This is a genomic window from Cytobacillus horneckiae (assembly GCF_002835735.1).
Taxonomy (GTDB): Bacteria; Bacillota; Bacilli; order Bacillales; family Cytobacillaceae; genus Cytobacillus; species Cytobacillus horneckiae.
The window spans coordinates 49,050-62,451 of the sequence record NZ_PISD01000009.1; the positions used below are offsets into that span (position 1 = coordinate 49,050).

The following is a 13,402-nucleotide window of genomic DNA, read 5'->3' on the forward strand; positions in this document are numbered from 1 at the left end:
CACTCTGCAGGAGGCTTTTTTAATATTCCTGTTTCCTGACGATAAAGAAGCTGCCGGAAGCTTGGGCAACTTTTTTGCCGTCTTCTCTATACACTTCAGCGGAAAGTACCATTGTCTTCGCCCCTTTATGGTCGCATTTCGCTTTGCAAATTAAGTAGTCACCTTTACTTTGTGCCAAATAATGAACATTAAGCTGCGTTGTAACTGCACCTTCAAACTCTTGAAGAAAACTGTTTGATAATGTCCCCATAGCAGTATCTATAATGGTGGCTATCACACCTCCATGTACAATATTAAGCGGATTATTCAGCAGGGGGGAGAGCGGGATTTCTAGTATACACTCCTGATCTTTTAATTGAATATCCATATTGTATAAACCATCCAAATAAGTGGTTTTTTCCCCGTGTTTTTTTTGGCTGATTCCGGCTAATAGCTGTTTCAATACGATTAATTCCTCTTCATTTGCTTCAGCAAATAATTCTAATAAATCTTCACTAAGCTTTTCTTTTGTTTTCATGTTAGCCTCCGTCTTTGTAAAAAGAATTCTATTTATCCATCCTATCATGAATTGCGTGCTAAATTATTGTTAAAAAGATTCACTTTTTAAAAAAACGTACATATTGTATTATAGGCATTTGTAACGGAATGAGGTGAGTAATATGGCAAAGGAAAAGCTGCATCCCTCTATAGAACAATTTAAGCAGTATGTTAAGGCACATCCAGAAATCATTAAACAAGTAAGGTCTGGCAAAAAGAAGTGGCAGGAATTATATGAAGAATGGTACCTACTTGAAGATGAAGCTGAAACATCTAATCCAGCTGCTGATAACCATTCAAAAAATGAAGAGAATACAGATAAATCGAATGATTGGATGACCAATGTTGTCGGATCATTGAAAAATATGGATGTTGATCAAATGCAAGGCTATATTGCGAACATGAGTCAGGCATTAGCTGCCATTCAAGGTGTGATCTCACAATTTTCAGGTGGAGGAGGCACCTCTAAAAGCGGCTCATCAACGGGTGCCTCACAGCAAAAACCAAATCCTTTTACATTTAAAAAAGATTAATGGAGGAAGATTGTATGAGAAAAGAAATAAGGGAGTATCTTCAGCAAAGCAAGGATTTGCAGCAATATGTCCGTGAACAGCCAAGGTGGTATCGGACGTTATCACGAAATCCTACCGAAATTAGTCAGTTAGAAGTGGCATCGCTGCAGTATCACAAAAAAACCATTCCTCATCGTGTTGAGAAATTTTCCAATGGAGTTCAAATGGCTTCCATGATGATCAGTATGTTTCAAGCAATGAATTCGCAGTCTTAATAGACTTTCTCAAATTGCTGAGAAAGTTTTTATTTTTTTTGCATTGGAAATATGCTTTTCCGAGTAAATCCCTTCTTTTCTACAAACAATAAAAATAAAAAGGGATGAAATCATGTTAAAAAGACTATCTCAAGTATTTTTATTTTCTGTTTCCTTTACAGTTATCTTAATGGGGTGCAATAAAGATATTCCTGAGCCAGAAACGAATAGCAGGCTTTCTCCAGTAAACGGTTTGTATATTGTTGAACCGATTCCGGTTACTACAGTAATGGCCGAGGGTCCTCGTGATTTTTTTGTAAAGCATATCGTTCAAGGCAATGATGTATTAATTGAATGTATTGTTGACGGCGTTTCCTTTAGAAGTTCAAGTGAAACGAAGGCGAAATTTGTCGTTTATGTGGATGGAAAGAAAACTGAAGAAGTCTCTGCTGCTGCGTTTAAAGTGCGAAATTTGCCGGCAGGTATCCATCATATCAAATTGGAAGTTGTCAAAGATGATCATTCATCGTATTTTTTAACGAAAGAATTTGCGGTACAAATTCAATAAAATGAAACTTCATCGTTGGGCGTTTTTCTTTACTTCCAGCTTGAAAGTCTTGAAGTAAAGGTCTTAATGGAAGTTAATTCGGGATAAACTGGACAGCTGCTTTAGCTTTCGATTATTTCGTGGTAAGATATAAATGGAGGTGAGCTTCCAGTGCTTGCTACTTTAGAAAGAATTGAAATTTTGGATGTAGCCGATGAGATTGCTGCAATGGTGCTTGAATCGGAAGAAGCAGTATATTATCGGCAATGTGCAAATAATATAAGGACTAATCAGGTTACTCAAGAGAAAATTTCTCAATTTGTAAAGATGAAGGAACTGTATGAAGAGGTACAGAGGTTTGGCAAATATCATCCGGAATATAAAAGAGTCATGATGTCCATTCGAACTTTAAAAAGGGAGATGGATATGGACGAAAATGTAGCTGAGTTTAGAAAAGCTGAAAATGAGCTGCAAAGTCTTCTAGACGAAATTAGTGTGATTATCGGACATTCAGTATCTGAGCAAATCAAAGTGCCTACCGGGAATCCTTTCTTTGACAGTTCTTCAAGCTGTGCCGGCGGTTGTGGGACAGGCGGAAGCTGCAGCTGTTCAGCATAATAGATAAACAACAGCGTGGCAATCGATGCCACGCTGTTTTATTATAAGTCATTGATATTATAGTTTTTTATATGCTAGACTAATAAAAATAGGTGAACAAAAGGGGAAATCATATGCTCGGACAAAGACAGGGTATAATCGTCTGGCTTTATTCGTTAAAGCAGGCTAAAATGCTGAGAAGGTTTGGTAATGTACATTATGTGTCAAAACGTCTGAAATATGTTGTTTTGTATTGTAATCTTGAAGACACCGACAGCATAATTGAAAAAATAAGCTCCTATTCATTTGTAAAAAAGGTTGAACCGTCCTATAAGCCGTTTCTTAAAACTGAGTTTGAGAATGCAAAGCCTGATAAAGCAAAAGAGTACGATTATAAAATGGGGATTTAAAGAAGCGAGGCTCCAGCAGGAGGTAAATTCAAAAATTACCTAAGAGGCTGTAAGCGAGCGCCTATAGACAAAATCAACAGCCAAGTTTAACGGCGCTTATCTTAAAAAAGGCACAGTGGCAAATAGCCGCTGTGCCTTTTTAAATCTTAATTTAAAACAGGTATATAATGATTTAATCTAAGTATCCCGATAAGCTGCTGATAGTATAATTCTTTCTCTGCAAAAATAGTAGATGGCTTCACACTTAGCTTGATGATTGTATGTCCTAACTCTTCGGCCGCATCTGCAAACAGGCTATAGCGTTTATTAGGTGTTATTATAGGGTTGGGGATTCCTTCGCGGCAAATATAAAGCGGCTGGAATTTTCCCTCTTCTGCAGGGTGGAGGACGACGACTAATGAAGTAACATCCTTATGATTAATAGTTGTATGCAGCGCCATCAAATGTGAAATCCTATTTTTATTAGATTTTGCAATTTCGATTAATTCATATATATCTGAATATCCTTCTCCAAGTTCAATAAATCTTTGAATCATAGTAAAAAACTCCTCCTGTAAATGACTAAATATCCTTCATTACTTTAACATTTTTTCCGAAAAAATAGAAGAACGATGGAATGAATGAATTATGTCGAAAAATGATGTGACTCATTTTGTTGAATTTGTTATGGTAAAACTATAAGAAATGATTAAAGGGGAAAGACAATGAAAAAAGTGGGCGTCCTTTGTCTATTTGCGATTATTATAGGCTGTGTACTTTTTATGCAGTGGGATTCCTTTTCCAAACTTGATAAGAGTGCTAATCAAGGTGAGTATGCGAGTCAGCATATATCAATCACCTCAGAAAAGGGAAATCTGAAAGTAAAACAAACGATTACTGAGCTGACAAAAAAACAAAGGTATAAAGTATTGATTCCAGATCAAGCAAAAGATTGGAAATGCATAAATGGTTATGGTGAAGCTTGTGAAACGAAATGGAATCACCCTGATGTTGTAATTGCAGAAGATAGTAAACTAATATTACAATATAGCATTCCACTCCCGAGTGGCGATGCCTTTTTAATAGATGACTGGGTTACTGCTTTTCCTGAAGTTGAGATGACGGGTACAGAAGTTGAAATTGTTGATTCTCTCCGCAGACAAGGGATGTGGGTAACAGGCCTTCCGTTAAAAGGGGCAGTGGAAAAGGATCTAATTGATTTTTATTATTTTGAAGGACAACATACGAGCCCAGCAATTTATTGGCAGGCAGAGCCATTGCAGAAAAATTCACATGTAAGCGGAAATATAGATTTGTATACGAAAGGTGAAACTGAGTTTTTCCAGCAGTTGTCTCCGAATATTGAAGAGCTTAAAGGCTATCCGTATACATCCATTATTCTTACTGATAGGATAGAGGCCACTACTGCAAATGGGTTGATGATACTTTCACAGAAAACAACTCCTGATAATTTGCTGAAAAAAACAATCGATCGGTATTTTAGTTTGAAGTTTACTGAAACATCTCAATATTGGCTAGTTGACTTTTTAAGCGCATTAGTAATAGAAGTTGTTCCTTCATCTGGAAATGCACAGCGAGTGCATGACGAATTTCAGAAAAAATTAACGGAAAAAGAAATGGAGGCATTTATTGAAGCTGTATTGGAAATGGAAGGGATATTTTCGCCTGTAAATTTGGATAAAGCCCTCAGTAATATAAAAAGAGAAGAAACAAATTTCTTTGTTAAAAGCGTAGAAAAGCAGGAACCAATTGAATTATTTTTCTTTGATGAAAGAGATGTATTAATTTTAGGAAATCATTATGAGGATATTAAGATGATAAATCAGGACGGTAAAAAGCTGTTTCCTTTTAAAGAAACAATGGAGAAATTTGGATACAACGTAAAGCAAATATCAGAGGAAGAAATATTTTTAAAGAAAGACGATGAAACCTATCGATTCTACTTAAATGAATTGATTTTCATAAAAAATGATGAGAAATATGGCGTCCTGCAAAATCCACTGACAGTATTAAACAACCGAATATTTATTGAGAAAAAATGGCTTCAAAATATCTTTAATCTTAAAATTGAAGAGACCTCTTCTGAAGTTTTTTTATCCTATTAAAAAAAGCCCTGCAGAACAAGTCTGCAGGGTCCTTCTACACCCATTAGGTTAGAAGGCAAAGGGAGAGGAGAAACCGGAGGAAGAACTTATGGGGAAACGTAAGTCTTCTCCGCGGTTGGCAACAACATCCTCGAATAGATGCTGTTACAATCATTATTTCCATAAAAAACTTGGTTATACATCTCACTTTGCAAAAAAGCTGTCGCGTGTGATTGGTGTTGATGACGCTTACAAATAGATGGTGGCGAGTCTGTTTTATTTGTGGTAGGATAGGGAAGAAAATTGATTATAGTAGCAGTGGTGATAAAAATGCGGGTCGTATCAGGTACCTATAAGGGAAAGCATTTGAAGGCTGTCCCTGGTCAATCAACAAGACCGACAACAGATAAAGTAAAAGAAGCAATTTTTAATATGATTGGTCCATACTTTGATGGTGGACTTGCCCTTGATTTATTCGCAGGAAGCGGTGGATTAGGCATTGAAGCTTTAAGCAGAGGCGTCGATAAAGCTATTTTTGTTGACCGAGAAGGAAAAGCGATTCAAACGATACATGAAAATATTCGTACATGCGGCTGTGAAGATCAGGCAGAAGTATACCGCAATGATGCTTCAAGAGCGCTCAAGGCGTTATTAAAAAGAGAGCTAGTATTAGATTATATTTTTTTAGATCCGCCTTATAAGAAGCAGCAGCTTGTAAAATTATTAGAAGTCATTGATAGTGAGAATCTTTTGTCACCTAAAGGAATCATTGTTTGTGAACATGGTTCAGATGTCACTTTGCCCCAACAAGTAGGGAGCTTTGAACAAGTAAAACATGAAGATTATGGAATCATTTCGATTTCCATATTTAATAAAATAGAAATGCAATTAGAAAATATCAAGGGGGGCTATTGATGAAAGGGATTGCTGTATGTCCAGGCAGTTTTGATCCAATTACATATGGTCATTTGGACATTATTAAAAGGGGTGCGAAAGTATTTAATAAAATTCATGTTGTACTTTTGAATAATACATCTAAAACACCGCTTTTTACTGTAGAAGAAAGAACTGAATTAATTAAGGAAGTAACAAAGGATATCCCAAATGTCGTTGTCGATTCATATCAGGGGTTATTAATGGATTATGCCAAAAGTGTTGATGCCAGTGCGATCATTAGAGGGCTCCGTGCAGTATCAGACTTTGAATATGAAATGCAAATTACTTCGATGAACCGTGTACTTAACGATGAAATTGAAACGTTTTTCGTCATGACGAATAACCAATACTCTTTCCTCAGTTCAAGTATCGTGAAAGAAGTAGCTAAGTACGGTGGCAATATTTCTGATCTAGTCCCGCCAATTGTTCAAAAAGCCTTAAAGGATAAGTTTACAAAATAAAAAAACTGACTTGTGAAAAATGATGAATCCATCCTTTTCACAAGTCAGTTTTTTAAATATTAAAAAAACGACTATAGAGACCTTGTAAAGTTTTCCTTAACGTAGAGATAAATGTAAAGAATGAGCGCACCTATCGTAATCAATGGACCGAATTCCAGCAGCTGCTGGTAGAATGAGCCTTCACCTAAATGGAAGACAGGTATTGCGTTTGAAGGCTGCTCATATTGCGAAATTCGCTCATATAATAATTTCCATAAAATGAAGGCATAGAGTGCAGCTATAAATGCATGCATAATACGAGCGAAGAAAAACGGTTTGAAACGGATATCGCTTTGGGCCAGAATGCTGGCGACCTGAGCCTGGACACTGAAGCCGCAAAAGGCGAGGATGGCGCTGGCTACGATGACTTTTTCCATTAGAGTGACTGTATCAACTTGACTTGTCATTTGATTACCTAATGTAAGCTCAAAAGCACCTGAAAATAGTGGAATACTTAATTCGGGCGAAATATGGAAAAGGACTAACACGATTTCTAATCCTTTCGCAATGAACTCAGTAATGCCGATATGAAATAATAGTTTATTAATGACAGAAAAAAGGATAATAAATCCACCAATCATTAGAAGGGTTTGAATGGAGGACATGACTGCATCGCCAACTAATTTTCCAATCGGCCGTTTTTCGTTAATCCTTGTTTGATGAAGAACTGAAAATGCTGCTTTTAATGATGGCTTCCGCTTGCTTTTTAAATTCTCAATAGGCTCTTCATTTCTTCCATAAAAACGCATGATTAATCCGACAGTTATATTTCCTAAGTAATGTGCCAAAGCTAGAATGATGCCAATTTTGGCGTTATGAAAAAAACCAACCGAAACAGCTCCAAATATAAATAGAGGGTTAGAGCAATTTGTAAAAGAAACGAGACGCTCCGCTTCAATTCTTGATATTTGCTTTTCTTGTCTCAATCTCGTAGTAAATTTTGCACCTGCTGGATAACCAGAGGCCATTCCCATTGCCAAAACAAAGCCGCCTACACCTGGTACCTTGAACAATGGCCGCATGAGCGGTTCTAGCAGGACACCGATAAACCTCACTACCCCAAAACCAATAAGTATTTCTGAAACGATAAAAAAGGGGAGAAGAGAAGGAAAGACAATTTCCCACCACATATTAAGCCCGCGCGTTGAGGCATCAATGGATTCTTGTGGAAAGGCAATGAGTGAGATAGCCATTACAGATATTGCAATGGCGAGCACAACAGTTTTAATTTTTGATTGCAACACTTAGCAGAGCCTCCCTCAGGTCTTGCTTACCTAATGTATATTGAAGAAAAATATGGTAAAATAATATGTAGGTACATGGAATTCATATTTATATATCTAATATCATGAAAATGCGATTTGCTGCCTTTAAACCTATCAGCCTGTCCTCATATTAATCAATATACTCATACAAGTTTGAAATAGACCATAATCTTAAAACCTAATGATAAAGAAGTTTAATAACTAAAGCTGTAGCCAATACATACTCTTTATAAAGAGAGGGTTATTTAGCTGTTAAGTTAAAGGAGGGATCCTACCTGAGTCACCCTAAAATAGGCTTAGCACTCGGTTCAGGAGGAGCACGCGGTTTCGCTCATTTAGGCGTAATTAAAGTACTTAAAGAAGAAGGAATCCCCATCGACTTAATTGCCGGCAGCAGTATGGGAGCAATGGTAGGCTGCTTTTATGGAGCTGGATTGGAGATTGAGCGATTATATAAATTCTCAACTGCTTTTAAAAGAAAATATTACTTGGATTTTACTGTTCCGAAAATGGGATTTATTGCAGGGAAAAGAGTAAAAGAGTTGATCCGGGTATTTACTCACGGAAAGAGAATTGAAGAGTTATCTATTCCTGTAAATGTGGTTGCGACAGATATAGTCACAGGTGAAAAAGTGATTTTTAAAGATGGGCCTATTTCAGATGCGGTAAGAGCAAGTATATCGATACCAGGTATTTTTGTACCGGAAAAAGTGAATGGAAGATTATTAGTGGATGGCGGGGTCGTTGACCGAGTCCCGGTTTCGGTCGTAAAAGAGATGGGTGCTGACATAGTCATTGCAGTGGATGTTTCCCATGTAAAGGTGAATACTGAAATTACCTCCATATATGATGTGATTATGCAGAGCCTGGATATATTACAAATGGAGAATGTGAAGCATAGGGAAATTGCTTCAGACTTTATGATCAGGCCGCGGGTTGAAATGTACAGTTCAAAGGCTTTTACAAATATCGAAGAAATCATTATGATAGGTGAAGAGGAAGCAAGGAAGCATACTCAGAGAATAAAAGAAACAATTCATAATTGGAAGGGGCAAATAGAGTGAAAAACAAAATTTTGGTACGCTCCTTCTTTGTCGTAGCAATCATTGTCCTGGCTAGTTCGTTCATTTATTTACCTTATTATGTGTCTAAACCAGGAATGGCCAAGGAGCTGGAGCCGATTATTGAAGTGGAGAATGGCACCGAAGGAGAAGGAAGCTTCATGCTCACTACTGTGAGAATGGGAAAGGCGAATATATATTCATACTTAGCTGCAAAGCTAAGCAAATATCAGACAATCCATCCAGTTGAGGACATTCGCAGGGAAGATGAGTCTGACAAAGAATATAATCTACGCCAGCTTCATTTAATGGATTCTTCCAAAATAACTGCCATTGAAGTGGCGTATTCTCACGCAGATATACCGATTGATTATCATTATAAAGGTGTTTACGTACTGAGTATAATGGAGGGAATGCCGGCGGAAGGGAAAATTAATCCTGGTGACAGAATAACGAAAGTGGATGGTGAGGCTTTTGAATCATCCAAACAATTTATTGAGCTAGTTTCCAAAAAGAGAGAAGGAGAAGCTGTCAGGCTGACTTTTGAACGCGATGAGAAAATAAAAGAAACTGAGCTGGTGCTTAAGGTCCTGCCGCAAACAGGAAAAGCGGGTGTCGGCATTACATTGGTAGATGATAAAGAAATAAAGGTAAATCCGAAAGTGGACATTGATAGCAGTGAGATAGGCGGACCTTCTGCAGGTTTTATGTTTTCGCTTGAAATCTATAATCAATTAATCGATGAAGATTTGACAAGAGGATATGAAGTTGCCGGAACTGGCACAATAGCTGCAGACGGCACGATTGGAAGAATTGGCGGCATTGAGCAAAAAATTGTTGCTGCAGATAAGGCAGGAGCAGACATATTCTTTGCTCCAAATGAAAATGGGGCAGACGACTCTAATTATCGTGGAGCTGTCGAGACCGCAGAAGATATTGGCACGGAAATGAAAATTGTTCCTGTAGATACATTTGATGAGGCGATTGATTATTTAATGTCGCTGGAAGATAAATAATAGAAAACAGGGCTGTCCTGAAAGTGAAGCATAATTTACTTTCAGGACAGCCTTTATGCTTGTAACTAATATACCTTTATTGCAAGCCGTTAGCCGTTTTCAACAAAACAGGAGGTTGCAGGAAGTCCTGTTTCAATAATTTTTTGCTTTGAAGACTTGTTGCAGCAAGTCCATACACCTTGCTTGCTTTAATATCCAGAGAGAGTTCCGCTTCATTTTTTGAGGACACTCTAGAAATCATCGGCAATTGTAGTGCATTTTTTTTGTGATGCAAATATTTCCGTCCATTATCAGTCATGCCAAGCAGTCTTAAATATTGCGGCATATTATTTTTTAGCATCATTTCTTTTGATGCATTTGTTAAAATATGTACGCAAATTCTTTGGATTCTTGTCCATGTATAACGCTTCGTCTTTACATTTTCCATAAATTCACTAAAGGAGCCGGCTTCTTGTGCAGCGCTGATGAGTCTATATTCAATTCCTTCCTCAACTTCATAAATATTTCGTAATTCTTCAGGAGATGATTGTATTAATCTAAATTGCAGAAACGGCCAATAATGTTCCCAATTGTGAAATAAACCAAATTCATTATAATAATCCATCAGACCATTATAGGTCGCAGCAGGTACATATCGCTGAATGTTTTCGATATGACCGTCATTTGCAAATAAGGCTTTGCGCAAACTTGTTGCACTTGCGATCGTCGAAGTGTTAAAACTCTCATCATGATAATCGGCATTTTTTCTTGTGACAGTAGTTGGTGCCATTTGTGCACCTTGATTCTGAATAGCTGTTATATACTGAAACCCAAGTATATTATTAGGCTTTGACAGATCAACTGTTTGATCATGATGAGGAGATAACGCTTTGAAAGCAAGTGAAGTCGCTTTTGGATAACTGTTCCCGTCCTGAACAAACTGCTTGATCAGATGCTGATATTTGTCATTGCTCTCCTTAAGAAAATGTATCGTTGATAGAAAATCATCAATTTCGCCTGATTCGCTCCCAAATGATAAATAACGGCAGCCGCATGCTTCCAGAAGCGCCACAGCCCCGCTTGCAAAGCTGTTAGCCTGCTGTGTAGCAAAGTTGTATGGAAGTTCAATGACAATGTCACAGCCTCCGTGCAAAGCCATGCGCGTCCTTGCCCATTTAGATAGGAGCGCCGGTTCTCCTCTTTGAAGAAAGTTTCCGCTCATAGCAGCGATTACAACATCCGCACCGGTTTCTTTGCGGGCTTTTTCAATATGATAGGCATGTCCATTATGAAAAGGGTTATACTCAACTACAACGCCTACTGCATTCATCCATTGTTCACTCCTTTACACACTCTGTTTATCGCAGATTAACGGGCAGTAAGCCCCACCTCAATGTTTAGAGGAATTTAGAGGTTAACTGCCCGTAAAAGCCCGATTAGTTCAACTAACAATCAGTGGGGAAAACCTCCACTGATTGAAGTTTCACTTTATCGCAGATTAACGGGCAGTAAGCCCCACCTCAATGTTTAGAGGAATTTGGGGGTTAACAGCCTGTAAAAGCCCGATTGGTTCAACTAACAATCAGTATGAAGGAAATTCTCCACTGATTGAAGTTTCACTTTATTATAAATTAATGTAATGAATTTCTCTATATTGCAAGTTAAAAGGAACGGTATCAGATTCACTTGGTGTTTGCATAAGATAATTTATTATTGCTAAAAGTAATGTTTGCATTTAGTGAAAAAATGGTTAAAATACAAAGAGTATGCTTTTAAAGCAAACTAAGTTTTGTGAATCATGCTGTAAAGAAAAAATATTGACAAATAATTATATGAAAGCTATAATTACCTTTGTTGCCTTGGGGTGATTCGTATGAAATGGACTTTAAGTCAGTTACAAAAATATCGAAGCAAGGACTTTCCTTTTGATGAAATTGTCAATGTTGATGAAGTTATCAAGCTAGAATCGGACATTAGAGACGCTTCACCAATGAGAATCCGTGGCCGTGCAGATATTGATTCGGCTAAAGTGACTTTTCATTTGAAAATAGAAGGTCATTTAATTCTGCCTTGTTCTCGTACTTTAGTTGACGTAAAATTTCCAATTAATGTTGAGACAATTGAAACTTTCCTCTTGAAAAGTATCGATTATGAAACTGAAGAGGAAGTTCATCAAGTAAAAGGTGATGTGATTGACCTTATGCCGGTGATTCATGAAATCTTGATACTTGAAGTCCCAATGCAAGTTTTCTGCGATGAAAGCAGTGAAGAAGGAGCTCCGCAATCCGGAAAGGATTGGGAGGTCATCAGAGAGCAGGATAATAAGGATAAAGTCGATCCTCGTCTTGCCGGACTTGCTCAGTTTTTTAATCAAAAAGATTCTTCTTCCGATACATAAGAGGAAGTAAGAAGCACAAGAAACATTTGAAGATACCGGAAGAATCTGGTCTTCATAACTTTCTTAATAGTGTATGTTCAAAATATAGAGGAGCAATGCTCTTCATAAGTGATAGATGCAATTCCTCAAGTTTGAACGACTCTAAATCTCTTTAAGGAGGTGGGAATAATGGCTGTACCTTTTAGAAGAACTTCTAAAACTGCAAAAAGAAAACGTCGTACCCATTTTAAATTACAGGTTCCTGGTATGGTAGAATGCCCAAACTGTGGTGAAATGAAACTTGCACACCGCGTTTGCAAAGCTTGTGGAACTTACAAAGGAAAAGAAGTTGTAAACAACTAATTTTCAATCTTTAAAAGCACAGGAGTTATTCCTCCTGTGCTTTTTGTCGTTTTATGTGCCATATGATTTAAGCTATAATATTGTTTAGATGTTAAAGGGGGATGGCAATGAATCCGTACATTATTGAGGAACATGAGGGGCTGCTAGTTTTTACAATCAATAGAGAAGATAAAAGGAATGCGATAAGCTATGAGGTGATGGATGGGCTGGAGGAAGCCATTACGCTCGCAGGTGAAAAGAAGATCAAGGCGATGATGATTACTGGTGCTGGGGAGAAGGCGTTTTGTTCTGGCGGAGATTTATCTTCTTTTCATGAATTAAAAACAGCTAAAGAAGCCTATAAGATGCTCAAGCGCATGTCAAATATTTTAGTGAAAATTTTATTGTTTCCAAAGCCGACAATTGCCGTATTAAATGGAACAGCTGTTGGCGGGGGATGTGAACTTGCCTCTGCATGTGATTTTAGGATTGCAAGGAAAGGTATTAAGGCGGGCTTTATTCAAGGAACATTAGCAATAACGACCGGGTGGGGCGGAGGCACGATTGTTTCTGAAAAGCTCGCACACGCTCATGCGATGAAAATGTTGATGGAGGCCGTTCCTTACAAGACGGATGAATTACTGCAAATAGGCTTTATTCAATCTACATATGAAGGTGATTCGATAACTGCTGGAAAGTTGTTTTTACATAAATTTATGGGCATTGAGACGGAGGTGCTTTCCTCTTATAAGCAAATGTTCCTGCGGAAGCTCGAACAAAATCGGATTGAAGAGAGGATTCAGGCAGAAGTAGAGCAATGCTCAATACTTTGGGGAGAAGAAGCACACCATAAGCAGGTAAATAAATTCTTGCAAAAAAAATAAGTATGAATAAAGGCAGAAGTAAAAATAGAAAAACGAGGGCATTCGTCAAAAAGGACTTGGCGAATGCCTTCGTTTTTTTCAAAAGATAAGAAAGTATAAAA

Annotated in this window: 17 protein-coding genes; 13 read left to right on the forward strand and 4 right to left on the reverse strand. The window is 37.6% G+C overall.

What is annotated here, in order from left to right:
* Positions 1-19: 19 nt before the first annotated feature.
* Complete coding sequence (locus CWS20_RS05680; protein WP_066196873.1) at positions 20-517, reverse strand: PaaI family thioesterase; 498 nt, start codon at positions 515-517, stop codon at positions 20-22.
* 142 nt (positions 518-659) lie between these two features.
* On the opposite strand from CWS20_RS05680, the gene CWS20_RS05685 reads away from it, so the two are divergent.
* The 5 genes from CWS20_RS05685 to CWS20_RS05705 all read left to right on the forward strand — a co-directional run bounded on the left by CWS20_RS05685 (position 660) and on the right by CWS20_RS05705 (position 2,857).
* Positions 660-1,070: a YlbD family protein gene (locus CWS20_RS05685; protein ID WP_066196876.1), complete on the forward strand. Its 411-nt coding sequence runs from the start codon at positions 660-662 to the stop codon at positions 1,068-1,070.
* A gap of 14 nt (positions 1,071-1,084) precedes the next feature.
* Entirely contained in the window at positions 1,085-1,324 is a 240-nt protein-coding gene (locus tag CWS20_RS05690) for a YlbE-like family protein (RefSeq protein ID WP_066196877.1), read from the forward strand.
* A gap of 112 nt (positions 1,325-1,436) precedes the next feature.
* Positions 1,437-1,871 (forward strand): hypothetical protein, encoded by a 435-nt coding sequence (locus tag CWS20_RS05695; protein WP_066196879.1) that lies wholly within the window; start codon positions 1,437-1,439, stop codon positions 1,869-1,871.
* A 150-nt stretch (positions 1,872-2,021) separates the two neighbouring features.
* Entirely contained in the window at positions 2,022-2,468 is a 447-nt protein-coding gene (locus CWS20_RS05700) for a YlbF/YmcA family competence regulator (protein ID WP_066196881.1), read from the forward strand.
* 113 nt (positions 2,469-2,581) lie between these two features.
* Positions 2,582-2,857 (forward strand): YlbG family protein, encoded by a 276-nt coding sequence (locus CWS20_RS05705; RefSeq protein ID WP_066196883.1) that lies wholly within the window; start codon positions 2,582-2,584, stop codon positions 2,855-2,857.
* A gap of 146 nt (positions 2,858-3,003) precedes the next feature.
* On the opposite strand, the gene CWS20_RS05710 is transcribed toward CWS20_RS05705, so the two are convergent.
* Positions 3,004-3,393: a DUF7147 family protein gene (locus tag CWS20_RS05710; protein WP_066196884.1), complete on the reverse strand. Its 390-nt coding sequence runs from the start codon at positions 3,391-3,393 to the stop codon at positions 3,004-3,006.
* A 168-nt stretch (positions 3,394-3,561) separates the two neighbouring features.
* On the opposite strand from CWS20_RS05710, the gene CWS20_RS05715 reads away from it, so the two are divergent.
* The 3 genes from CWS20_RS05715 to coaD all read left to right on the forward strand — a co-directional run bounded on the left by CWS20_RS05715 (position 3,562) and on the right by coaD (position 6,338).
* Positions 3,562-4,962: a stalk domain-containing protein gene (locus CWS20_RS05715; RefSeq protein ID WP_066196887.1), complete on the forward strand. Its 1,401-nt coding sequence runs from the start codon at positions 3,562-3,564 to the stop codon at positions 4,960-4,962.
* Positions 4,963-5,271: 309 nt separating this feature from the next.
* Positions 5,272-5,856 carry a 16S rRNA (guanine(966)-N(2))-methyltransferase RsmD gene (gene rsmD / locus CWS20_RS05720; RefSeq protein WP_066196889.1) on the forward strand — a complete coding sequence of 195 codons (585 nt, stop codon included), beginning with the start codon at positions 5,272-5,274 and terminating at the stop codon, positions 5,854-5,856.
* A complete protein-coding gene (coaD, locus tag CWS20_RS05725) occupies positions 5,856-6,338 on the forward strand; it encodes a pantetheine-phosphate adenylyltransferase (RefSeq protein WP_066196891.1) in 483 nt (160 codons plus the stop codon). Before rsmD ends, coaD begins: the two co-directional genes overlap by 1 nt.
* A gap of 71 nt (positions 6,339-6,409) precedes the next feature.
* Here coaD and ylbJ read toward each other — a convergent pair whose 3' ends face one another.
* Positions 6,410-7,621: a sporulation integral membrane protein YlbJ gene (gene ylbJ / locus CWS20_RS05730; RefSeq protein WP_066196893.1), complete on the reverse strand. Its 1,212-nt coding sequence runs from the start codon at positions 7,619-7,621 to the stop codon at positions 6,410-6,412.
* 296 nt (positions 7,622-7,917) lie between these two features.
* On the opposite strand from ylbJ, the gene CWS20_RS05735 reads away from it, so the two are divergent.
* Both CWS20_RS05735 and CWS20_RS05740 read left to right on the forward strand, forming a co-directional pair.
* On the forward strand, positions 7,918-8,706 hold the full coding sequence (locus CWS20_RS05735; RefSeq protein ID WP_066196895.1) for a patatin-like phospholipase family protein: 789 nt from the start codon (positions 7,918-7,920) through the stop codon (positions 8,704-8,706).
* Positions 8,703-9,719 carry a SepM family pheromone-processing serine protease gene (locus tag CWS20_RS05740; protein ID WP_066196897.1) on the forward strand — a complete coding sequence of 339 codons (1,017 nt, stop codon included), beginning with the start codon at positions 8,703-8,705 and terminating at the stop codon, positions 9,717-9,719. The genes CWS20_RS05735 and CWS20_RS05740 overlap by 4 nt, the downstream gene beginning before the upstream one ends.
* A gap of 76 nt (positions 9,720-9,795) precedes the next feature.
* Here the strand turns inward: CWS20_RS05740 and CWS20_RS05745 are convergent, their stop codons facing one another.
* A complete protein-coding gene (locus CWS20_RS05745; RefSeq protein ID WP_066196899.1) occupies positions 9,796-11,028 on the reverse strand; it encodes a nucleotidyltransferase in 1,233 nt (410 codons plus the stop codon).
* Positions 11,029-11,571: 543 nt separating this feature from the next.
* Between CWS20_RS05745 and CWS20_RS05750 the strand changes: the two genes are divergently transcribed.
* From CWS20_RS05750 to CWS20_RS05760, 3 genes are all read left to right on the forward strand, one after another.
* Positions 11,572-12,096 (forward strand): YceD family protein, encoded by a 525-nt coding sequence (locus CWS20_RS05750; protein ID WP_066196901.1) that lies wholly within the window; start codon positions 11,572-11,574, stop codon positions 12,094-12,096.
* A 168-nt stretch (positions 12,097-12,264) separates the two neighbouring features.
* Positions 12,265-12,438: a 50S ribosomal protein L32 gene (gene rpmF / locus CWS20_RS05755; RefSeq protein ID WP_003348855.1), complete on the forward strand. Its 174-nt coding sequence runs from the start codon at positions 12,265-12,267 to the stop codon at positions 12,436-12,438.
* Positions 12,439-12,545: 107 nt separating this feature from the next.
* On the forward strand, positions 12,546-13,301 hold the full coding sequence (locus tag CWS20_RS05760) for an enoyl-CoA hydratase/isomerase family protein (RefSeq protein WP_066196903.1): 756 nt from the start codon (positions 12,546-12,548) through the stop codon (positions 13,299-13,301).
* Positions 13,302-13,402 lie beyond the last annotated feature (101 nt).